Source organism: Brevundimonas sp. NPDC055812, assembly GCF_053616535.1.
The window spans coordinates 454,764-475,173 of the sequence record NZ_JBSHDX010000001.1 but is presented as its reverse complement, the minus strand read 5'-3'; the positions used below and the strand labels follow the sequence as shown (position 1 = coordinate 475,173).

Annotated in this window: 17 protein-coding genes; 11 read left to right on the top strand and 6 right to left on the bottom strand. The window is 61.4% G+C overall.

Features of this window, described 5'->3' with window-relative positions:
- The first annotated feature begins 102 nt into the window (after positions 1-102).
- Genes ACWGL1_RS02250 through neuC form a run of 4 tightly spaced genes read left to right on the top strand, consistent with a single transcriptional unit; the run spans position 103 to position 3,852 of the window.
- Positions 103-990, top strand: a complete 888-nt coding sequence (locus ACWGL1_RS02250; RefSeq protein WP_291783307.1) for an SDR family oxidoreductase — start codon at positions 103-105, stop codon at positions 988-990.
- On the top strand, positions 975-2,078 hold the full coding sequence (gene neuB, locus ACWGL1_RS02245) for an N-acetylneuraminate synthase (RefSeq protein WP_291783304.1): 1,104 nt from the start codon (positions 975-977) through the stop codon (positions 2,076-2,078). The genes ACWGL1_RS02250 and neuB overlap by 16 nt, the downstream gene beginning before the upstream one ends.
- Complete coding sequence (locus tag ACWGL1_RS02240) at positions 2,075-2,695, top strand: LbetaH domain-containing protein (RefSeq protein ID WP_291783302.1); 621 nt, start codon at positions 2,075-2,077, stop codon at positions 2,693-2,695. The genes neuB and ACWGL1_RS02240 overlap by 4 nt, the downstream gene beginning before the upstream one ends.
- Entirely contained in the window at positions 2,692-3,852 is a 1,161-nt protein-coding gene (gene neuC, locus ACWGL1_RS02235) for a UDP-N-acetylglucosamine 2-epimerase (RefSeq protein ID WP_291783298.1), read from the top strand. The genes ACWGL1_RS02240 and neuC overlap by 4 nt, the downstream gene beginning before the upstream one ends.
- On the opposite strand, the gene ACWGL1_RS02230 is transcribed toward neuC, so the two are convergent.
- On the bottom strand, positions 3,849-4,805 hold the full coding sequence (locus ACWGL1_RS02230) for a Gfo/Idh/MocA family oxidoreductase (RefSeq protein ID WP_291783295.1): 957 nt from the start codon (positions 4,803-4,805) through the stop codon (positions 3,849-3,851). The two genes, neuC and ACWGL1_RS02230, sit on opposite strands and share 4 nt — an antisense overlap.
- 319 nt (positions 4,806-5,124) lie before the next feature.
- Here ACWGL1_RS02230 and ACWGL1_RS02225 point away from each other — a divergent pair, with 319 nt between their 5' ends.
- From ACWGL1_RS02225 to ACWGL1_RS02215, 3 genes are read left to right on the top strand one after another with little or no spacing between them, the layout of a single operon-like run.
- Positions 5,125-6,204 carry a polysaccharide biosynthesis/export family protein gene (locus ACWGL1_RS02225; protein ID WP_291783291.1) on the top strand — a complete coding sequence of 360 codons (1,080 nt, stop codon included), beginning with the start codon at positions 5,125-5,127 and terminating at the stop codon, positions 6,202-6,204.
- A gap of 28 nt (positions 6,205-6,232) precedes the next feature.
- Positions 6,233-6,934 (top strand): P-loop NTPase family protein, encoded by a 702-nt coding sequence (locus ACWGL1_RS02220; protein WP_291783289.1) that lies wholly within the window; start codon positions 6,233-6,235, stop codon positions 6,932-6,934.
- The gene (locus tag ACWGL1_RS02215; RefSeq protein WP_452111055.1) at positions 6,918-8,057 is read left to right on the top strand and encodes a hypothetical protein; all 1,140 of its coding nucleotides are present in this window, start codon (positions 6,918-6,920) and stop codon (positions 8,055-8,057) included. Before ACWGL1_RS02220 ends, ACWGL1_RS02215 begins: the two co-directional genes overlap by 17 nt.
- 96 nt (positions 8,058-8,153) lie before the next feature.
- Here ACWGL1_RS02215 and ACWGL1_RS02210 read toward each other — a convergent pair whose 3' ends face one another.
- The gene (locus ACWGL1_RS02210; protein ID WP_291783283.1) at positions 8,154-9,326 is read right to left on the bottom strand and encodes a LegC family aminotransferase; all 1,173 of its coding nucleotides are present in this window, start codon (positions 9,324-9,326) and stop codon (positions 8,154-8,156) included.
- A 1-nt stretch (position 9,327) separates the two neighbouring features.
- Positions 9,328-10,323 (bottom strand): SDR family NAD(P)-dependent oxidoreductase, encoded by a 996-nt coding sequence (locus tag ACWGL1_RS02205; protein ID WP_338576920.1) that lies wholly within the window; start codon positions 10,321-10,323, stop codon positions 9,328-9,330.
- Between the two features lie 161 nt (positions 10,324-10,484).
- Between ACWGL1_RS02205 and ACWGL1_RS02200 the strand changes: the two genes are divergently transcribed.
- A complete protein-coding gene (locus ACWGL1_RS02200; protein WP_291783278.1) occupies positions 10,485-11,450 on the top strand; it encodes a Gfo/Idh/MocA family oxidoreductase in 966 nt (321 codons plus the stop codon).
- Between the two features lie 5 nt (positions 11,451-11,455).
- Here the strand turns inward: ACWGL1_RS02200 and ACWGL1_RS02195 are convergent, their stop codons facing one another.
- From ACWGL1_RS02195 to ACWGL1_RS02185, 3 genes are all read right to left on the bottom strand, one after another.
- Positions 11,456-12,499: an ABC transporter permease gene (locus ACWGL1_RS02195; RefSeq protein WP_291783275.1), complete on the bottom strand. Its 1,044-nt coding sequence runs from the start codon at positions 12,497-12,499 to the stop codon at positions 11,456-11,458.
- Positions 12,496-14,307: a hypothetical protein gene (locus tag ACWGL1_RS02190; protein WP_452111054.1), complete on the bottom strand. Its 1,812-nt coding sequence runs from the start codon at positions 14,305-14,307 to the stop codon at positions 12,496-12,498. The genes ACWGL1_RS02195 and ACWGL1_RS02190 overlap by 4 nt, the downstream gene beginning before the upstream one ends.
- A gap of 212 nt (positions 14,308-14,519) precedes the next feature.
- Entirely contained in the window at positions 14,520-16,679 is a 2,160-nt protein-coding gene (locus ACWGL1_RS02185) for a hypothetical protein (protein ID WP_452111053.1), read from the bottom strand.
- A gap of 68 nt (positions 16,680-16,747) precedes the next feature.
- Here ACWGL1_RS02185 and ACWGL1_RS02180 point away from each other — a divergent pair, with 68 nt between their 5' ends.
- Genes ACWGL1_RS02180 through ACWGL1_RS02170 form a run of 3 tightly spaced genes read left to right on the top strand, consistent with a single transcriptional unit; the run spans position 16,748 to position 20,390 of the window.
- Entirely contained in the window at positions 16,748-18,718 is a 1,971-nt protein-coding gene (locus tag ACWGL1_RS02180) for a hypothetical protein (protein ID WP_452111052.1), read from the top strand.
- Between the two features lie 47 nt (positions 18,719-18,765).
- Positions 18,766-19,479 (top strand): acylneuraminate cytidylyltransferase family protein, encoded by a 714-nt coding sequence (locus ACWGL1_RS02175; RefSeq protein ID WP_291783264.1) that lies wholly within the window; start codon positions 18,766-18,768, stop codon positions 19,477-19,479.
- Positions 19,476-20,390, top strand: coding sequence for a Gfo/Idh/MocA family oxidoreductase (locus ACWGL1_RS02170; protein WP_291783261.1), 915 nt, complete (start codon positions 19,476-19,478; stop codon positions 20,388-20,390). The genes ACWGL1_RS02175 and ACWGL1_RS02170 overlap by 4 nt, the downstream gene beginning before the upstream one ends.
- The last annotated feature ends 20 nt before the right edge of the window (positions 20,391-20,410 follow it).

Genomic DNA, 20,410 nt, shown 5'->3' with positions numbered 1-20,410 from the left:
GCTGCTATTTGAACATGCTTTTGCCCTTTTGCGAGCTTGTTTCGGAAAATGATCCGAGTTTGGCTGGGGTGGCGGAAGAGAAGAGGGCGTTGAAGCGGTTCAGTGGCCGCATCAGCTTGTGCCAAGGGGCCGGAATGGCTTAGCAAACTCGCACCTTCGTCTTCCCCAGCGTCAATTGGAAACCAGATGAATTCTCAATCTCCCGCCCTGTCGGATCTGCTATCGCTCAAGGGGCGCCGGGCCCTGGTTGTCGGAGGAGCGGGGCTTCTAGGGTCTCAAATCAGTGAAGTCCTGGCGGAAATGGGCGCGACTGTCGTTGTGGCCAGCCGCGACGCGCAGAAGTGCCAGGCCTTCATCGACGACTTGAAGGCGCGCTATCCAGGGGATCATGGTGCGCTGCAGATCGACATGTTGGACGCCGACTCGGTGAACGCCTGCATTCAGTCTTTTACTGACCAAGGGCCGATGAACATTCTGGTGAACTGTGCTTGGTCGGGCGCCAAGAATAGTCTGGAGACCATCGACGAGGCGGACTGGGTCTACGACATCGACATGTCGTTGAACGGCGTGTTCAGGGTCGTCAAGGCGTCCATTCCTGCGCTGAGGGAGACCAAGGGCGTCATCCTCAACATCGCCTCGATGTATGGTCATGTGGCTCCGGACTATCGCCTTTATGACGGCAAGACTTACGCCAATCCGCCCAGCTATGGCGCGGCCAAGGCCGGAGTGCTGCAATTCACGCGCTATCTGGCAAGTTTCCTGTCGCCAGACGGCATCCGCGCTAACTGTCTTAGCCCAGGCCCCTTCCCCTATCCCTCGACCATCGCCGCCGCGCCGGAATTCATCGGCCGCCTAGCTGCCAAGAATCCGCTGAACCGGATAGGCACGCCGCATGAGATCAAAGGTGCCGCCGCCCTGCTGTGCTCGGACGCCTCCAGCTATATGACGGGCCAGAACATCTGCGTTGACGGCGGGTGGGCCGCCTGGTGACGGAAGTGAACGCGAAACACTGCTCGATCATCGCCGAGGCGGGGGTCAATCACAACGGTGATCTGGATCTCGCGATCGCCCTGGTCGATGCGGCGGCGGACGCTGGCGCCGATGTCGTGAAGTTTCAGACTTTCGACGCCACCAAGTTGGTGACGCGTCAGGCGCCGACCGCCGCCTATCAGAAGCGCAACTTTGACGCGGGCGACACTCAGCTGAAGATGCTGCAGGCGTTGGAGCTGTCGGAGGCGGATCACCGCATCCTGTCCGACCGCTGTGACGCTCGTGGCATCGAGTTCCTATCGACCCCGTTCGACATCGAATCCGCGCGCTTTCTGGTGAACAGCCTCGGTGTCAAGCGGATCAAGGTCGGCTCGGGCGAACTGACCAACGCCCCCATGCTGCTGGCCCTGACGCGGCTGGGCCTGCCCATGATCCTGTCGACCGGCATGGCCCGGCTGGCGGAGGTGGAGGAAGCATTGTCGGTGATCGCTTTCGGTTTGATCGCGGAACCGAGCGCGCGGCCGTCAGTCGCGGCCTTTGCCGAGGCTTATGCCTCGGTCCAAGCGCGCGACGCCCTCAGCCGTGTCACCGTCATGCAGTGCACCACGGAATATCCGGCCCCCTATGACGAGGTGAATCTTAAGGTCATGGACGTCTATGCGCGGGCCTTCGGCGTATTGCCGGCCTATTCGGACCACACGCCGGGCATAGACATCTCCCTGGCCGCAGCGGCTCTAGGGGCGGTGGCGATCGAGAAACACTTCACTCTGTCCCGTGACATGGAGGGGCCAGATCACAAGGCTTCTCTTGAGCCGTCCGAACTGCAGGCGCTGGTCCAGGGTGTCGACCGGATCAGTCGGGCAATGGGCGACGGCGTCAAGCGCCCGCAGCCCTCCGAAATTCCCAATATCGCCGTCGCGCGCAAATGCCTGGTTGCTGCCTGCGACATCGCGGCGGGCGAGGTGCTGACTGAAGCGAACCTGACCGTAAAACGCGCTGGCGGGGGCATGGCCCCGATCGCCATGTTCGACCTGCTCGGCCAAACGGCCGCGCGCGCTTATGCTGTTGATGAAGTAATCCTGCCATGAATCGTTCTGTTCTGTTGATCGGCGGCGGCGGGCACGCGCGCGTGGTGCTCGACGGTTTACTGGCCATGGGCCGTTTTTGCCTGGGCGTAACTGCACGTGAGGCGCCGGATCTGGCCGACCTGTCCTATATCGGCGACGACGAGGCGGCCTTTCATCGTTTTCCAAAAGGCGTGGAAGCCGCTCTGGGCGTGGGCGGTACGCCGCGTCAGGGCGCGTCGGGTACGGCGCTGCGTCGGCGGGTCTATGATCAATACGTGGAGCGCGGTTTCCATTTTCCTCCGGTGATCGGGCGAGGAGTCATCATGGCGCCGGACGTGGTGCTGGAGGACGGAGCCCAGGTAATCGCCGGAGCGATCCTGCAGCCCAATGTGCGCGTCGCGGCCAATGCGATTGTCAATACGGGCGCTCGCGTGGATCATGACACGGTGGTGGACCGTCATGCGATGGTCGCGCCGGGTGCGGTCCTGTGCGGCGGGGTGGAGATCGGCGTCGGCGCCTATATCGGCGCGGGCGCCACGGTTTTGCAGGGAATCCGTATCGGAGCGGACGCCGTGGTGGCGGCCGGAGCGGTCGCCACGGTCGACGTGCCGGACGGCGGATATGTGAGCCGGCGATGAGCAAGGCGCGTATCGGCGTGTTCACCGCCACGCGGGCCGAATACGGCCTGCTGTATCCAATTCTCTCAGCCTTGCGTCAGTCTGAACGGTTGGAGGCGGTCCTGATCGTCAGCGGGACCCATCTGTCGCCTGATCACGGCATGACGGTCGCCGAGATCGAAAACGACGGACAAGCCATCGCCGCTCGCATCCCTATCCAACAGTCGGATGATGACGCCCTCTCTGTCGGGCTGGCGATGGCGGCGGCGCTCAAGGGCTGCGTTGAGGCGTTCTCGACCCTGAATCTCGACGCGGTCCTGCTGTTAGGCGACCGCACCGAGCTGTTGGGCGCGGCAGCAGCGGCGACGGCTTTGCAGTTGCCGATCCTGCATATTGAGGGCGGGCATGTGACCGAGGGGGCGGTGGACGATGCGGTCCGTCATGCGATCACAAAGCTGGCGGCCCTGCATTTCACGGCGGCCGAACCCTATCGTCAGCGGATCATTCAAATGGGCGAGGATCCCGAGCGGGTGTTTACCGTCGGGTCGACGGGGCTAGACAATCTGATGGCCGAAGGGGTGCGTTCGATCGCCGAGATCGGCGCCGAGATCGGCCTGGACCTGTCGCCGGCCTTCCTTTTGGTCACCTTCCATCCTGAGACCTTGGGCGCCCAGGCCCCCGAGGACCAGATGGCGGCCCTGCGACAGGCGTTGGACGACTTGCCAGACTTTAAGGTGTTGTACACCTTGCCGAACGCGGACGAGGGCAACAAGGCGATCCGTCGCGCCATTGCGGACCATGTCTCCGCGGCGCCTGGCCGTGTCTTTGCTGTCGAATCGTTGGGCCGGCGGCGATACGCTTGGGCTCTTTCCGCCGCAGCCGCAGTGGTCGGAAATTCCTCCAGCGGCGTTATCGAAGCCCCGGCGCACCGCGTGGCGACGGTGAACATCGGCGACCGTCAGCAGGGACGTTTGCGCGCAGCCAGCGTCCTGGACGTTCCTGCCGAGGCCGCCGCCATCGGCCAAGCTATACGCCGGGGGGTCAGCCCAGAATTTCGCTGTCTGATCCGGGATCAGATCAATCCCATGGGGGACGGCGCGGCGGGCCGCCGGATCGTTGAGATCCTGGAGGGCGTCTCTTTTGAAAGCCTGCGCCGAAAGCGCTTCCGCGATCTCTAGGTGGCCGAGGGCAGGCCTGCCATGGGGGCGTAGATGCTGCGCGTTCGCGATAGATGTTCGTGAATGTCGGGCAGGTCGACCGCATCTTCGCCGGTGAGGAAGGCTCGGGTCATGCGCAGCAGGCCGGGCTTATGGCCATCTATGGCGTCGGCGCTGTCCAAGAACTCGACGGCGAAAGAGCCGCGCTGCTGGACCGCTAGGCGCTCCATCGGCTTCAGAATGAAGCGACGCTTCCTGCTGGCGATTTCAACTGCCCATCCGCCCGGTGCGTCCCAATCGGCGGCATAGGAGAACATGACACCGTCGCGCGTCAGGCCTCCGCCTTGGAACCGCGCTGCGCTGGGATGCCAGGAAAGCGAACCGTAGACGCGCGGCGTCCATTCGCGAGGCTCGCCAGCGAGGTGGAATGCGGTGTCGATAACGTGGGTGGAGTTGGCCAGAAGCCAATTGTCGAGCACCTCCTGCGGATAGCCGATCTTGATGATCGCGTCGGATGACTCGGTAAAGCTGAAGGTCATGGACACAGCCCCGCCATCCTCCTGCAGGCCTGCACGGGCCTGGCGCACGGATTCGTAGAAGCGGCGATTGTAGGCCACCCGGATGTCCGTGCTGGTTTCTCGGGCCATGGCGGATATTCTAGCGAGGGCCGCCTCGTCGACTCCGCCCGGTTTTTCCAGAAGAATGTGGCGGCAGCCGGCCTGCATCAATTGTTCAGCGACGGCGCCGAGTTCGGGAATGTCAATGGCGACGATGGCGCTGGACGGCGCGTCGGCGGCTTCCAGAGCGGCGGCGACGCCGCCGGGGCGGCATTCGGCGCCGGTTTCCTGTTGAAAGGCGATAGCGGAGGCTTCACCACGACCGACGGCGACAAATGGCGTGTCCAGGGTTGTCAGAACCTTCGCATAGGACAGACCCATGCGTCCGGCGCCGACCAGCCAAATCTGTTCCTGCATGTCCATCCTTCCGTCAGCTGTTCGACATAAAACTCGTCATGTAAGGTCACGCGTCCAGACGGAGCCAAGGCGTGGACTGTCGTCCTAGCCAGCGAGACGCGGAAAAGACAGTGAAACCAGCGTTTGAGCTGTTTTGAAGTGCAGGCCGCCGGCTCATTGACGCTCGGAGGCGAAGAATGCACCGCCCCCCTTGAACGGTCTTGCCAGTCATGGCACGGCAGGGACTCTTTTAGCGTGGCGGACCGCTGGACAGTTTCCTCGGAAACGCCGACAGTTCGTCGTCTACCGCAGCAGGGATGGCGCGATGAGATTTTCGAAGATGGCGCTGGTCGCCTCTTCGGGCAGCCTGTTGTTTGCAACGGCCTGTGCGAATATTCCCGCCGATGGACCGTCCACCGGCGCTATAGCCTCGGCGGCTAGCGAGGGCTCGGTTCGGATCGAGCCGTTGACCTTGGCGGCGGCAGCGGCATGGACGCATCCCTTCGCGCGGCCGGAAATCAGCGCAGGCGGTGTCAGTTCTCGACCACCGGCCAATCGGATTGAGGTCGGGGACCGTCTGAACATCGGTATCTACGAAGCGCTCGGCGAGGGCGTGTTCGCCACATCGGGTCAGCGAGGGTCCCAATTTACGGACGTTATCGTCGAACCCGACGGAGCAATCCGCTTGCCCTATGCCGGGGCTATACCCGCTGCGGGGCGGTCTGCGGACGAGGTTCGGCAGGCTATCATCAGCAATATCCGCCGTTTCACCGTTCGACCCGACGCGACCGTGATGGTGGCCAGCCGCAACATGGGCAGCGTGTCGGTGGGGGGCGCGGTGCGCACGCCCGGTCGCTGGGTAGTCGGTCAGGATGTCGTTACGGTCCTGGATGCCGTTTCTATGGCCGGGGCTCCGCTGGAGACCCCGTATGGCTCGACCGTTCTTGTCAGGACGGCGAGCGGCACCACGACTACCAGCCTGGCCCAGATCGCGTTCGGCCCCTCCACGCGCCTGACCGGCGACACGGAGATTGTCGTTGCGGCGACTCCGGCTCGCTTCCAGGCCCTAGGATCGGTGCGTCAGCCCGGTTCGAATGACATCACGACGGCTGGCTTGAATTTGCTGGAGGCCCTGAGCGCTGTAGGCGGTCTTGACGGCGCACGGGCCAATCCCCGTGGGGTGTTCGTGTTCCGGAAGGCCGCGCCGGACGACGTAGATCAGCGTCCCCTAGTTTACCAACTCAATATGGGCGACGCGGACGCCTTCGCCATCGCGACGGCGTTTCCCGTACTGCCGAACGACACGATCTACGTAACCGAGGCGCCAGTCGCTCAATGGACCAAAGTTCTGGCGGCCATCCAGGGGACGATAGGCGTCGGGGCGTCTGCGGCCACGGTCGACAGGCTGGTTCGCAACTGATGACCGGCTGCGACTGCGGGTCATTGCGATGCTGATCCTGGACAATGTCGAGGTTTGGGATCGCGAAACCCGCGAACCCATCTTCGAGAATCTATCCTTCAAGTTGGGCCGTCGACGCGCCTTGGTGTTCGCCGAGGATGAGAGGTTGACGGCGGCTTTTCTCCGGCTAGTCATCGGGCATCGTCCGGCCGGCGGGGCGGTGATCCTTGATGGGCGCCCGTCGTGGCCGATCGGCCAGAGCGGCATGGTTCGTGGTTTGATCACGGGGCGCGAGTTCATCCGTTTTCTGGCGTCTATCTACAACCTAGACATCTCGGCCTGTATGGCGGACGCTGAGCGTTGGTTCAGTTCTGACCTGCTGGCGACCACCACTAATCTTTGGTCCTCCAAAGAGCGGGCGCGGTTGGAACGCCTTTGTGTTCTGTGGCCAGATTTCGACGTCTACCTGACCTATGGCGCCGGCGGCACCGGAGATCCAATTTTCGATCAGGAATGGACGGAACGTTTTGACGCTCGTCTCGAGGGACGCGGCATGATCGCTATAGCGCCTCCATTTGAGCCTTGGGATAACTGGTGTGATATCGTCGTTCTATTAAAGGGCGACGAGGTCGTGTGTTATGAGACAGTCGCGGATGCTCTGACGGCTGCGACAGCAGTTGCGACCGGCGATCTCTTGGACGGAGCGCCCAATCGGCGCGAGGAACAGGCTGAAGATGACATTCTCCTCTAGTTTCGATTTCGCCTCGCGTTTTCAGAAGACCCGGGATGGTCGGGTCTGGTTGGTCCTCTTGGGAACTGGCGCGGCCGGGGCGCTGGTCGGTCTGCTGTATTCGGTCATGCTCGCGCTGCCGCTCTTTACTTCTCAGGCCACGGTTGTGGTGCGGGGCGGCGCCATGGAATCGCAGGGCAGTGGCTCAGGATTCAATCTGCTTCGACGCGGATCTGGCGCTGCGGACGCTCTGGGCATGCTGGATGGCACTCTTGTACAGGACTATCTGCGCACGCCAGATGCGATGGCCGCTCTGGACAAGCGGGTCGGCCTTTTCCGGAGCTTCCCTAACGGCAGTCGGGATCCGGCCCATCCCTTGCCCAGTAATCCCTCGAACGAGGCCAGGCTGAAATTCTATCGCTCGGTTGTATCCGCGCGCTTCAGCCTGACTCGCCAGGTGGTGGATATCGAGGCGTCCGGACGGACCCCGGCCGAGGCCCAGCGTCTGGCGCAAGGGGTTGTGCAAGTTTCCGAAGAGTTCATCAACCGATACAATGCCCGCGTCCGGCAGGACTTCGTCACCACGGCCGAGCAGGAACTCGCCACGGCCGCTCAGAAACTTGCGGCCGCGCAGACTAATATGGCGACCTTGCGTAACGCCACTGGACGACTGGACCCTGCCGCAGAGGCCACGATGATCGGATCGGTCATCCAGCAACTGGAGATTCAGAGGGTCGGCGTCGCGGCCGAGGTGGAGGCCATGCAGAAACTGGGTGGCCCTGACAGCCCCCGCCTGCAGCGGCTGAGCGCCGAGCTTAGCCAATTGGATCGGTCGATTGAAGCGCAGCGTGCGCGCTTGGTCGGCAGCGCCAGCGCCGTGTCGGGGGCTTTGGCCTCGTTCGAGACGGCTTCCGCTGAGCACGAGTTCGCGGTCCAGAGCGTCGAAGAGGCGCGCAAAGAAGTCTCTTTGGCCAAGGCGAACTACGCGCGCCAGCACAAGTATCTTCTGACGGTTGCTTCGCCCAGCGAGCCCAGCCGTCGAAGCTGGCCTCGCACGCCGTCCGCTATCCTAGTCGGGGCTCTGGTCGGGTTGTTCCTGGGCGCGATCAGTCTGCTGCTGCTGCGAGCCTTCCCGATTCGCTAAGGCTGGCCCATTCGCTACAGCTGAATTGTCTGGACGGAACCGGAGTTTGGTTCCGTCCATCAGAGGCTGCTTCTAGTCCTGAGGCAATGTCAGGTTTTAGACCGACGGTGTCATCAGGGAGGGGCTGGAGGGGATGTTGACCAAGCGGCTCTCGATGTCGCGTGCGACAGTCAGATTTCCGAACCGCCGAGAGTCCTTTAGATAGGGCAGGTCGACCATAAGGGTCCAGCAGGGACGCGCTTCGATCCCTTCGGCATGAAGGCTCTCTAGAGCTTCGTTCCGGGCGGTTAGGTCGGGCAGCATGATGGCTTGAAGCCAGTAATTAGAACGAACGCCGGCGGCCTCCTTGACGAACTGGACGTCAGCGCAGCCTTGGAACAAGGCCTCATACCGGTCGGCCAACCGGCGCTTGGCGCAGATGAAATCATCCAACTGTTCCATCTGCGCGAACCCAAGGGCGGCGTTCAGATTGGGCATTCGGTAATTGAAGCCCATCTCGTCGTGGAAAAAGGTCCAGCCCTGCTTTGCCCGGGCTGTCGTTGTAAGGTGCTTCAACCGGACGGCCAGCGCCTCATCATTGGTGACGATCGCGCCGCCGCCGCCGGTGGTGACCACCTTGTTGCCGTTGAAGCTGAGCGCCGCGGCGACGGACAGCGAGCCCGCCTGGCGTCCGTCACGAGACGCGCCGAGGCTCTCGGCCGCATCTTCGACCACGGCGACGCCGTACGCCGCGCAGATTTCGGACAGTCGGACGACATCGATGACATGGCCGAAAATGTGCACGGGCAAGGCCGCTCGAACACGTTGTCCTTCGTACCAGACCCCGTCGGCGCGTTGCTCACAGGTCTGAAGGAACCGTTCAACCTCGGACAGGGATAGTCCCAGGGTATCCGGGTCCGAATCCAGAAACACGGGCTGTGCGCCCGTGTAAAGGACGGCATTCACGGTGGCTACGAAGGTTAGAGCCGGGCAAATCACCAAATCGCCGCGTCCGACGCCCAGCGTATGCAACAGGGCGTGGATCGCGGCTGTGCCGTTCATCGTCGCCACTCCGAAGGCGCAGCCCGACCGGCGGGCCACCTCATTCTCGAACTTCACAACATAGTCGCCGACCGACGAGACATAGGTGCTGTCGATGCAGTCGGCGACATAGTCTTTCTCCCGTCTCCCGAATGTCGGGGCGTGGAGAGGGATGCGGCCTTGCTGGCCAAGATCTTCGCGTAGAAAGGAGACGAGGCGCTGGACGGCGGAGGACGAAGAAGCGGTCATGTCAGACGTTGTAACGCCCCGTCTTGTACAGCTTGAGGTTCTCCGGGTTGGTGAACCATTCGATGGTTTCCGACAGGCCGCGGCGCAAGCCTTCGACGCCGCCATAGCCAGGAGTCCAGTTCAACAGTTCTCGAGCGCGGGAATTGTCAGCCCACAGACGTTCGACCTCGCTGCCGCTGGGGCGAACGCGGGCAGGGTCGAGTTGAACATTGGGCTCGACCCCTACCAGCTTGCAAATCTCGGTCGCCAGTTCGCCGATCGAGATTTCGTAATCGGAACCCAGGTTGATTGTCGATCCGGCCGGCGCGCGTTCGATGCAGGCGATCATGCCTGCGACGGTGTCCTTCACGAAGTTGAAGTCACGGGTTGGCGTCAGAGCGCCCAACTGGATGTGGCCGTTGTTGGCGATCGCTTGGCTGATGATTGTGGGGATGACGGCGCGAGCGGACTGGCGCGGGCCATAAGTGTTGAACGGCCGGCAGACGAACAAGTCCATGTCGAATGAGCGATGAAAGGAGAGCGCCATCTGGTCAGCCCCGACCTTGGACGCCGCATACGGCGACTGGGCCTCCAGCGGATGGCTCTCATGGATCGGAACGGATTGGGCCGTCCCGTATACTTCGGACGTCGAGGTGTGGAGCATACGCGAGCCGTTGGCGCGGGCGGCTTCAAGCACATTCAAGGTGCCGATAACGTTGGTTTCGACGTAGGAGCGCGGTGCTGCGTAGGAGTAGGGAATGGCGATCAAGGCGGCCAAATGGAAGACCATGTCGCAACCCTGGATCGCCTGCATGCAGGTCGACAGGTCACGCACGTCGCCGGAAATCGTCTCGAACTGGCCGGCCACGTCGGGCGCGCAGTTGTCCAGCCAGCCGTCGGAGTTGAACGAGTTGTAAAGGGTCATGGCGCGCACTTCGTGTCCGGCGCGGACGAGCGCCTCCGTCAAATGCGAACCGATGAAACCGTCAGCACCGGTGACGGCGATTTTCTTACCCATTAAGATCTCCAGGAAATTTTCCGGCTGTGACGCCGATCCCATAGTTCGAGGTCATTTATCATTCGCGGCGCAAAATCATACCCACATTAGATTGAAATCTGCGTTGCGTTCGGGAGATTGAAAACCTAGTTGCTTAGAGTTGTCTTTCCAGTAGGCCTTGAATGCAGAACGAGTTCAAACCCGCAGCGCTCCTGATCGGGCTGGGCAATATCGGGTTCAGGCACCTGCAGGGATTGGAGCCGTTATCGACGCAGATTGCGTTGGACGGCATGGATTCGTCAGACGCCGCGTTGGAACGGGCAAGGAGCCAATGGGCCGAGTACGCGGACTCGGAGGGGCGCTTCGCCGAGAGCTTGTCTGGCTTGGGCGGCGACGCGCGGGTTGTGATTCTGGCTACGCCGGCGGACGGACGTGAGGCCTTGATCGAGACGGTCCTATCTGACCGGAAGGTTGGAGCGATGATGATCGAGAAGGTCGCCTTCAACGCGCGAGAATCGTTCACCCACGTGGCTTCTCGTCTGGAAACGGCCGGCGTGGAGGGGGTGGTGAACTGTCCTCGACGGCTATGGCCACGTTACCGCGCGCTGGCCGAGCGGATTCGACTGGCCGGCACGCCAGTGCGGATGACCGTTCGCGGAAGCAATATCGGTTTGGCTTGCAACGGGGTTCACTTCATAGATCTGCTTCAGATGCTGGCGGGCGAGGCGGAGGTCCGGCTGACGGATTCGCACATTTCCGCCCCGTTCCCGGCTAAGCGCGAAGGGTATTATGAGGCCTTCGGAGTCTCATCTTACGGGACGCCAGCCGGTTCTAGCCTGACCCTGATCGTGGAGGTGGATGCTCCCGAGCAGACCGAGATTCAGCTGGAGTTCGGCGATACGACCCTGACCATTGTTGAGGCGACCGGGGTCATGTCGGATGAATGCGGAAAGATCATCGACGTGGTGCGGCCGGTCTATCAGAGCGAATTGACTGCCGAGGTGGTCGAAAAACTGTTGGCGGGCCAGGATTGCGGCTTGCCGGATCTGGCGGTTAGCGCCATCGCCCATAACGCCCTGTTTGACGCCCTGGAACCAGCGTTCGCTCGCGCGGGCTTGATGGTGCAGGGCAGGTTGCCCATCACCTGACGAGCTCAGACCTTACGGCGATTGGCGGCGTAGAGGATTAGGCCCAACGTCAACATGGCCATGCTGCTGAGGGTTGCATAGGCTAGGGAAACGTCGTGGCTCTCATAGGTCGTGAAATAGGCTGAGCGGAGGTGCTGCAGGGCGTTTAGCAGCGGGTTCAGCAACATAGGTTTGGCTATAAAGTCCGGCAGTTGTTCGGTAACGAATAGAACGCCGGACGAGTAGATCAGAAGGCGGGCTGTCCAAGGCACGCCGCGTTGCAGCACCGGGACATAGGCGCACATGGTGCGCAGGATAAGCCCGAACGAGAACGCCATCACCAAGATAACGCACCAGGTGAAGAACACATCCACTGGCCGCTCGACTGGGGCGCCCAAGCCAAGCAGACCTAGGAACGTCAGGATCGCAATGCCAGCAAGAGTGTAGATCACACCATAGGCGAGGGCGCGGCAAGCCAGAATATCGACGGCTCGGATGCGCGGGATCAGGATCAGGGACTCGTCCACGGGGCCCACGGCGCAGCGGATGTAGGTCATGCGGAACATGAACCAGGCCGAGGTGCCGACGACGGCGAATGGCAGGGGGTCCATGTCGACGATGTTAGTGTAGCCAAGCGCGAGATAGATAGCCAGGATGATGCCGATCTGCATCAAGGGCTCGATCACGATCCAGACGGATGCAGCGGGGCCTGCGCGACGCAGCAGCAATAGCGTCCGCAACGTCAGAGGCGCCAGAGTCCGCAGTCGACTCAGTGGAGGTGCAGGCGGCGCTGCGTTTGTCACTGTATCAAGCGAGGGGTCGATCTGCGCCGCAGGAAGCTCTTCGGACCAGTCGCGGACCCTGCCCGCTACCAGGTCCAGCTCATAGGAACGGATCGCGTCGTTGAGGCTGCGGACGGTGTTCTTGGCGCTAGCGGCGACGCGAGACGGCAGCTTGCGCAAGCTGGTGCGTCGCTGCGTGCGCAAACCTTGATAGACGACGGCGCGTTCCTTGCCGGTTCTGGCTCCCGACGCTTCAACGGCGCGTCGAACGGTGTCGTATTCACTCATGCCGATACCCCCATCCAGAGCGTCTCACTCCGCGCAAACTGCCTGAGCGCCTTTCCGCGCCAGTAGGGGTCCTCCGGCGCCATAGCGGCGATGACCCGATCCGCCGCGCCATGATCCAGTAACTGGGGGTTCTGCTGGAAATAGGCCTCTCGTGTCGCCTTCAGTCTCTGCAGTCTAGGACCCTGTGCAAAAAAATCGCTAAGAATTCTCTGAGCGTCTTCTGTTGATCGGGCTGTTAGCGCGATGCCCAAGCGGGCAAAATCGACAGGCACATCGATCCCCGGATTTATGATCAGGACCGGCATCCCGTGCTGGGCCGCCCGCATGGCGACGTTGCTGACGACTGTGCACAGCACGGCATGATCCATCAATGCCGAATGCGTCCCACCGGCAGGTAGAATCTTACTGGCGACATGGGGCCAGCGCTCGAGGATGGCGCGAGACTTTGAAATGTCGGAGGCTGTTTCATCAGGATGGGGCGACACCGATAGGGTGATGTCCCCAAGAACGCTGCAGGCGGCGACCGTCATTTCGAGAGCGGCGGTCGAGACGTCATCCAACGGCTGGGAGGCGAATATGACGCTGCGGGGGGACGCGGCGCGGACAGCGCGGCCATGAAGCTGACCGATATCGACGTGACCAGCGAGGATGAATTGCTCGGGCGCAACGCCGAAGCGCGTCTGGAAGATATTGCGTTGCGAGTCGTCCAGAACGCCGACCCGTTCTGCCACGGGAACGGGATCGCGGTCCGAGGTGCCGATCATTAGGGTTTGTAACTCGACAGTGGGCACCTCGGCCGCGCGTGCGGCCGATACGATCAGCCCTCCGAAAGGCGAGCCAAGGGGAGCTGAGGCGACGAAGCGAGGAGGTCGCCGCGCAAATTGACGGCTGAGTTCTGACGTCAAGGCCAAGCTTGGCGCCAGACTCGACGCCACGAATGCTCCGCACCCCTCAAGAATTGCGGCTCGCTGGCCCGTCGTAAACTCGGATTCCAGAGCTTGGTCGATCTGCCTCAGCAGCAGGGTGCGGATCCCGGCCAGCGGAGTGCGGGGTCGCGAGGATTGCGGTTGCCGGACAAGGATCGTGGTGGAACCCAATGAGGCGGCCACGCCGGTCGCTCGGACGACGTTGCTGGTGCGCCGCGTGAAGGGTTGGATCAGAACCGATCCGTGGGCGGCAGCAGCGGCCAGTAGCGCCCGTACGGTCTGACTGTGTCGAAATTCAATCTTCCGGCGCAAGTCGCCCACGATCACAGCTTTGTCGCCGACGTCGAGCCGTCCAGGTTTCCACTCTTCCACCACTGCAGCAAATGCGGCCCAGGCGTCCTCGGCGCGAACATCGGCCGGACTGTCTCTTCTGGCGACAAAACGGGCGGCTCCCCGTCTGTCGGTCGGGCCCAGGTCGTGCGTGACTGCAATCCCGGAGGCATGAAAGTGCGCCTCCAGGTCGTCAAGGGGGTCGTCGCCCTCGATCAGATGGACAACGCGTGCATCCCTGGTCCGGGCGGCGTCATCCGCGATCTCCAGCCGACGCAGTCTCAGGGCGAGTTCCGGCTTGAGCCTGAGCATTAGGGCGTTGCGGTGGGTGCGGATCAGGGCATTCCAAGGCGGCGGCGCCGCCGTCTGCATGACGTCCAGTGCAAGTTCAGCTCCGGCCTTGGCGGTTGTGTACCAGGTTTCATTGAGAGATCGGCGGCGCGGATCTTGGCTGGGCGCGCCCAGGCCGAGGCCTGAGAAATCAAGCAGGCCGTTCGATCGGTCCTCAGGAAACCAGGCGGCCACATCAGCATCGACGTTCGGACCGATCACGCAAAGGCCAGGGCCTGAGGTTGCAAGGAAGGTTTCGACCGTTTGGCGGCCTGATCGCAGTTTTCGCGAACCGGACGGCAGACGCGGGACGAACAAGATATCGGTCAGACGACGGCGCCGTGTCCGAAGAGTGGAGGCGACGGGACAATTTATGATCCGCCTTATGCAGGCGTCGGCCTTGTCGTCACTGCCGGCGGAAGATTCCGCATGCGTCATGCGAGCGCCTCGGCGGCGGCGGGCTCTGTTTCCTGGGGCGCCTTGATCGGCGTTGTTTCCAAGGCCCAGACAGCTGTGTTCGAGGCGTTGTCGCCCTCGATCCCGCCGAAGTATCTCGGCAAGTTGGCGCGCGCGCGCTCAAGCGCCGCCGCATAGTTTTCGGGGCTGTCTAGCAAGGCGTCGATCCGCTGTTCCATCTCGCGGGCGGATCTGACCGCTTCCGAAATTTCCGAATAGTGATCAAAACGAGAGGTTTCGTAGATGAGGCTGATTTCAGGCGACCATAGGTTGACGGCGACGCAGTTCGACAGGATCGCTTCGGCGAACATCGAAGACACGCCGGAAACTAGGATGTCGGAAACGGACAGAAGTTCGATGTTGGGCGTACCCTGACGACCGGCTGAGAAAATAGCTCTGCCTTTCCCGTGTCGCTTGATCTGATCGGCGATGAAGGCCATGTCGTCAACGGGGTGTGGGCGCACCACGATCTGGGCGTCTCGGCGTACGGCGAGCTTGACCAGGGCCTTGAAGGCCGTTTCCCAGGAATCCGGCGATAGCACCGCGCTACCGGCGGTTTGGTTGGGCCACAGGCCCCATCGGGTTCTGCAGGTCGCCGCCCAGACGATGACAGGGCTGCTTGGAGCTAGGCCCAGCTTTTCACGAATGCGCGCGTGATCTAGGGCGTTCGTCGCTCGCACGAAGGTGTCGGATCGGGTCCGGCCCAGGGCTTTGATGTCGCCGCCATAAGTCGGTGCTCGCCGGCGAAGATGTTCGACCTGGTGCTCACCCCATACGGCTAGGGCGTCGGGCTGGGATTCCGTCTCGTGTGACCCATCGGGACGACGCGCCAGAATGGACGGCGTCATCTCGTCTCCGATACCCAGTTTGATCGAGACCGTTCGAGCCCCTGTTCGCGACGCCGCCAGATTGATCCAGGGTTTCGCTTCCAATCGCCCGCCGAGAACCAGGTTCGGCTTGAGGATCTCGAAGGTTTTTTCCCAGGTCTCCGACTGCGACGTCATGAGCACCGACAGATTCAGGATAGAGCGCGCTAGATAATCCGAGAACTGATCGAACATATCGACGCCGTCGAAGACGAACGCCTTGCGGAACGCACGATCAGCGATCAGCCGGGCGACTGCCGGTTCATATTGTTCGCGGGCCGGTACGCGAAGTTGAGAGGCCAGTCCGCCAAAGGTCGGTCCCGCTAGTTCGGAGATGAACGACGGATGAGTCTCGGCCAGGGAACGATAGCCGTCCGCGACTGGCTTGGGCCCCTCGTAGATGATCGTCAACCGCCAATGGCGATCTCGACACGCTTGGGCCAGAGCCTCGGGCAGGCCTTCGCTATACTCGTCGAGGAAGGCGGGGCGTCCCGTTTGAGGACTGACAAGCCATTCGACGCCTTTGGCGCCGCGCATGATCAGGACGGCGTGGCCCTTGAAGCCGCCGAGGCCGAGGCTGCGGGCCTGCCGCTCGTGGGCCTCCAGCGCCGCGATAACCCGTAGGTAGGAAGCACGGCGGCGAACGGGGCGATAGTCGATCTTGGGCGTACGAATTCGCGGCCACGGCAGTACGCGGGCCGGACGGGCGGGCGGCTGTCCCCAGAAACGGGGTTCGATGTTCGCCTGCTCGAAGACCTTGACGGCCAGGGGAGCAAGCCAAGCTGCGTCGCCTGAGACGCCTAGGCAGTCAAACGCTGCCGGCTTTTCCTGATCTGCGATTGCGGCAAACAGCAGCACGGCCCTCATCGTGACCTGCACATAGGGGGTCAGAGTAGCGATCCATGCCCAAAGAGGCGCGGGATGATTGTCACCGGCGCTCCAATCCGCAAGGCGCACGCCGGACCCGAGACGAACGGACGGCAACTTCTCTTGCCAAGCCAGGACCTTTTCGTGAAGCGCGTCGCAAGCCTCTGGTGAAAGATAGTCCATGGGCTGGCGGACGGTCGCGCCAGCCAGTTTCGCGGGCATGCGGACTTCGTAGCTAGCTCTGACCAGGATTCCAGTCAGCCCTTCAGCCTCGCACCGGTCGAGGAAGGCCTTGGCTGCTGCTTCGTCGGCAGAGAAGAGCAACCCCAAGGCTGTGGATTTTTCTGAGGAAATCGAAGCCTTGGCCTGCATTTTTTTATCCGGCCTGTGCTTAGTGTCGCCCATGCCAAAGCCACTTACATGGCGCCCGCAAAATGGTCTAGAGATTGTCTTCAATGGCAGTGCAGGACCGAATGAAAGTTTCATTGTTCTTTTGGGTTGGGCCGAACATTGATTTTCGTCGGCTGATCGATTCGTTGACGGACGACCAGATGCGCAGGGCGCGCTTCTACGTCGTCAACACGCTGGAACGCGGCGAATTTCTGGACATCGCCAAGGAACGATACCCGGATGTGGAGGTCACGAATTACACCAGTCTAGATTCCGTCAATGATCCGCCCATCTACGAAGAGACGCGTCGGCTGGCGGCGCAAATGGTGGACGTCTTCGCCAGAAAGATGACTGACCTCGTTGGAGATGACCGCTCAGTCTGGCGGCCGCATTTGCAAAGGGCGATCGCCATCAACGTCGGCGATCACCTATACTCGGCCTGTCGAGCCCTGACCTATTCCAACCAGTTCATCGATGACGCGGTGGAGGAGGTCTTTATTGCCGAACGATCGCCGCGCCGAGCGTGGGTGATCCGTGCGGGCTTTCTGGCGCGAGGCCTTTCGGCCACGATCGTGACCGGCCACCTTGAGGATCACAAGGTCGCCGAGACTGAAGAGACTGCGGCCATGGAGGCACTGGTGCGCGTGCCTCGACTGGCGGGGCGATATCCTTCCAGTCAGATTCAGGCCCATAAGGATCTTTGGATCGGCGAGCAGACGATCTTTATTTCAAGCAGACTGCGTGACGACATGTTCGTTTCGGCGGTCATGCCTGTCGTGCGCGAGCTCACGAAAGATTTTAATGTTTTCCTCTACGATCAGCAGATTTACGTCGATGATCCTTGGTGGAGCTTCGAGAGTTACGGCATCGACGACGCGGAATCCAAGATTTTCTGGGCATGGAGAAAGATTAATCGTGGCATAACAAAGTTCCGGCTTCCTCCGGATCACGTTTTGGTCCAGGCGTATCAGCATACGATGTCATACACTGAGGAATTGTTTAGCACGGATATGACGCCGCTGAAGTTGGCCTCTCGAGAAGCAGTTCTTGAGATGATGATGAACAGCTTCATTCTCACGTACATGTCAGCGTTCGAGATGAGCGCTTTTATAGAAGAAAACGGAGATCTTTTTGTTGGTGGTATCTTCTGCCCCGGACGCATTTTAGAATCACTGGTCGCCTGTGAAACGCTGAAGATGTTGGGGCGACCGACGTTCGACCTTCAGTCAGGCACCATAAGCCCGACCAAGAAATTCTTCGCACCTACTGCCGAAAATCTGATCGCGATCGACGAGTTCAGCGCCGAGGTATTGAACGGGTATCACGGCTATCCACCTGAGCAGACCTATGTGGTCGGCTCGCCGCGACTGGACCACCATCTCGCGCCGTTGAAGGCCAAGTCGGAAAAGCGGATGCGCAAGGAGATGGACTTGCCGGCGCACCGCAAGATTATCTCCTTCATGTCCCAGCCGATCGCACTGGCGATGCTTGAGCCCATCATTCGCACGCTGGTGCAAGCCGCCAAGGTGATGGGAGGGGACGCGCTGTGGCTGATCAAGCCCCACCCGCGTGAACATCAGGCCTTCTATGACCTGTACCAGAACGTTATCGACGAAATGGGTGTATTGAACGTTCGGATCGATCGGTCCTCGAGCACCTATCCCCTGCTCAAGGTTTCGGATGCCGTCGTAACCTATTGTAGCACCGCGGGGTTGGAGGCGTTTGCACTCGGCAAGCCGGTCTTCGCCATCAATCCGTTGACCGAGCCGCTGCCTTACGACCTCGTCAAGCTGGGTGTCGCCATCGAATGCCGGGATGCTGAGACCTTGGCCCGGGAGGTGGCCATAGGGCTAGTAGAGCCACGCAATAACGAGAAGTACTACCTTCAAGACGGCAGATCCGCTGAACGTGCGGCAGAGGTCGTGAGGCGAGCAATTGTCAACCCCAAGGTTCGGGGTAATGGCGGCGAACCGGAAAATATCGCATGGGTCCGCGCTCGGAATTTATATGACGACACCCTAGCTGCTACTCTGGATTATGAAATCATCGAGTAGGTCTACGGCCGGCTCTTCCTTCCTCCTCGAAATCTGAGATCGAGAAAATGATCGGTTCTGAACGGTGCATCGCCGTTATCCCCGCGCGCGGGGGGTCCAAGAGCGTCAAGCTCAAAAACCTGCATGACCTAGGCGGCAAGCCCTTGCTGCAATGGCCGATCGAGGTAGCGCTCGCTACCCCGGAGATCGATCGCGTGATAGTGTCCACTGACCACGAGATGATCGCGGATCTGGCGGAGAAGCTCGGGGCGGAAGTATCCTGGCGCCCCGAAGAACTAGCGTCTGATACTGCTATCGTCGCCGATGTTCTGCGTCACCTGATCGGGGAGTTGCGCGCGCAGGGAGAGACGGCGCGTTACTTGACCTTGCTCGAGTGCACGGCCCCGTTCCGATTGCCGCGTGACGTGACCGAATGCCTCCGGCGTCTTCACGCTGAAGGACTGGATTCCATCGCAACCTTCATGGATGCGCATCTAAATCCGCACCGAGCTTGGCGCCTGGATGGCAACGGCGCGCCAACGCCGTTTATCGAAGGCGCTATTCCCTGGCTTCCACGGCAGGCTCTGCCGCGCGCCTATCAGTTGAACGGCGCGGTGTACGCCTTCGTGATTGATGCGCTGAAATCCCATACGCCCTCAATTCTGTTCGGACGGACCGGCGCCGTCATGATGGATCGTGAACGTTCCTTCGATATCGATGACGCACAGGACTTCGCCGTCGCTAATGCCCTGCTCGCTGCGGGCAAGGTGCCGTTGGGATGACGTTGCGGCTCGGTATCCTCGGTTTCTCTGAAGGCAATGGTCACCCCTTTTCGTTCGGTGCGATCGTCAACGGCTATGACGATGCAGCCTTCGCTCGCGTCGGCTGGGACGGCATTCACGCCTATCTGCGCGCGCGGAAGGCGGACGAGTTCGGCGTCGGCGACGTACGCGTCACCCGGTGCTGGATGCCGGATCTCAAGATGGCTCAAGCCTTGGCTCTGGCCTGTCAGATCGACGCGGTTTGCGAAACGCCCGAGGAAATGATCGGCGCCGTCGATGCTGTCATGATCCTGCGGGATGACGCCGACAGTCATTGGTTGCTTGCTGAGCCCTTCCTCAAGGCCGGGCTGCCGGTCTTCATCGACAAACCTCTGTGTGTTCGCCGGGATGAGCTTGACCTGTTTGAGCCCTATCTGCGGTCCGGACAGCTGATGTCCACTTCAGGGCTCAGATACGCTGGCGAAACGGACGGCTGGAGACAGGCGCCGGAACAGTTTGGTGAACTGCGGCTGATCCGGGCTTCCGTTCCTGTCGACTGGCCCCGGTATGGGGTTCACATGCTGGAGTGCGCCATGGGGGCTCTCGGTGTGCGGCCTGTTGCGGTGCAGCGACACGCGGTCGCACACGGCAGTGTCGCCGTTCGGTTGGAAGACCATAGTCTTTTGCTAATCGACGCCTTGGGTGCGACGCCGACACCCTTTTCCTTGCAGGTATTTGGAACAATCGGTAATGCCGAGGTGAAGATACGTGATAACTTTACGGCGTTCCGTCGGACGATCATCAACTTCGTAGATTTGGTACGAACGGGTAAGCCGATGATCGATCCCGAGGATACCTTGCTGGTAATCAGGACGCTGATCTCAGGGGTTGAGGCCGAGCCCGGGGGAGCAGAAGTTCTCGTGCGCCCTTAACCCGTATCTTTTTACCAATC

Excerpts from the sequence above, each read along its gene's own strand:
- ACWGL1_RS02170 (WP_291783261.1), top strand. The coding sequence starts at position 19,476 with ATGACGTTGCGGCTCGGTATCCTCGGTTTCTCTGAAGGCAATGGTCAC.
- ACWGL1_RS02205 (WP_338576920.1), bottom strand. The coding sequence starts at position 10,323 with ATGGGTAAGAAAATCGCCGTCACCGGTGCTGACGGTTTCATCGGTTCG.
- ACWGL1_RS02220 (WP_291783289.1), top strand. The coding sequence starts at position 6,233 with ATGCTGATCCTGGACAATGTCGAGGTTTGGGATCGCGAAACCCGCGAA.
- ACWGL1_RS02210 (WP_291783283.1), bottom strand. The coding sequence starts at position 9,326 with ATGACCGCTTCTTCGTCCTCCGCCGTCCAGCGCCTCGTCTCCTTTCTA.
- ACWGL1_RS02240 (WP_291783302.1), top strand. The coding sequence starts at position 2,075 with ATGAATCGTTCTGTTCTGTTGATCGGCGGCGGCGGGCACGCGCGCGTG.
- neuC (WP_291783298.1), top strand. The coding sequence starts at position 2,692 with ATGAGCAAGGCGCGTATCGGCGTGTTCACCGCCACGCGGGCCGAATAC.
- ACWGL1_RS02215 (WP_452111055.1), top strand. The coding sequence starts at position 6,918 with ATGACATTCTCCTCTAGTTTCGATTTCGCCTCGCGTTTTCAGAAGACC.
- ACWGL1_RS02225 (WP_291783291.1), top strand. The coding sequence starts at position 5,125 with ATGGCGCTGGTCGCCTCTTCGGGCAGCCTGTTGTTTGCAACGGCCTGT.
- ACWGL1_RS02180 (WP_452111052.1), top strand. The coding sequence starts at position 16,748 with ATGAAAGTTTCATTGTTCTTTTGGGTTGGGCCGAACATTGATTTTCGT.
- ACWGL1_RS02175 (WP_291783264.1), top strand. The coding sequence starts at position 18,766 with ATGATCGGTTCTGAACGGTGCATCGCCGTTATCCCCGCGCGCGGGGGG.
- ACWGL1_RS02230 (WP_291783295.1), bottom strand. The coding sequence starts at position 4,805 with ATGCAGGAACAGATTTGGCTGGTCGGCGCCGGACGCATGGGTCTGTCC.
- ACWGL1_RS02200 (WP_291783278.1), top strand. The coding sequence starts at position 10,485 with ATGCAGAACGAGTTCAAACCCGCAGCGCTCCTGATCGGGCTGGGCAAT.
- ACWGL1_RS02185 (WP_452111053.1), bottom strand. The coding sequence starts at position 16,679 with ATGGGCGACACTAAGCACAGGCCGGATAAAAAAATGCAGGCCAAGGCT.
- ACWGL1_RS02195 (WP_291783275.1), bottom strand. The coding sequence starts at position 12,499 with ATGAGTGAATACGACACCGTTCGACGCGCCGTTGAAGCGTCGGGAGCC.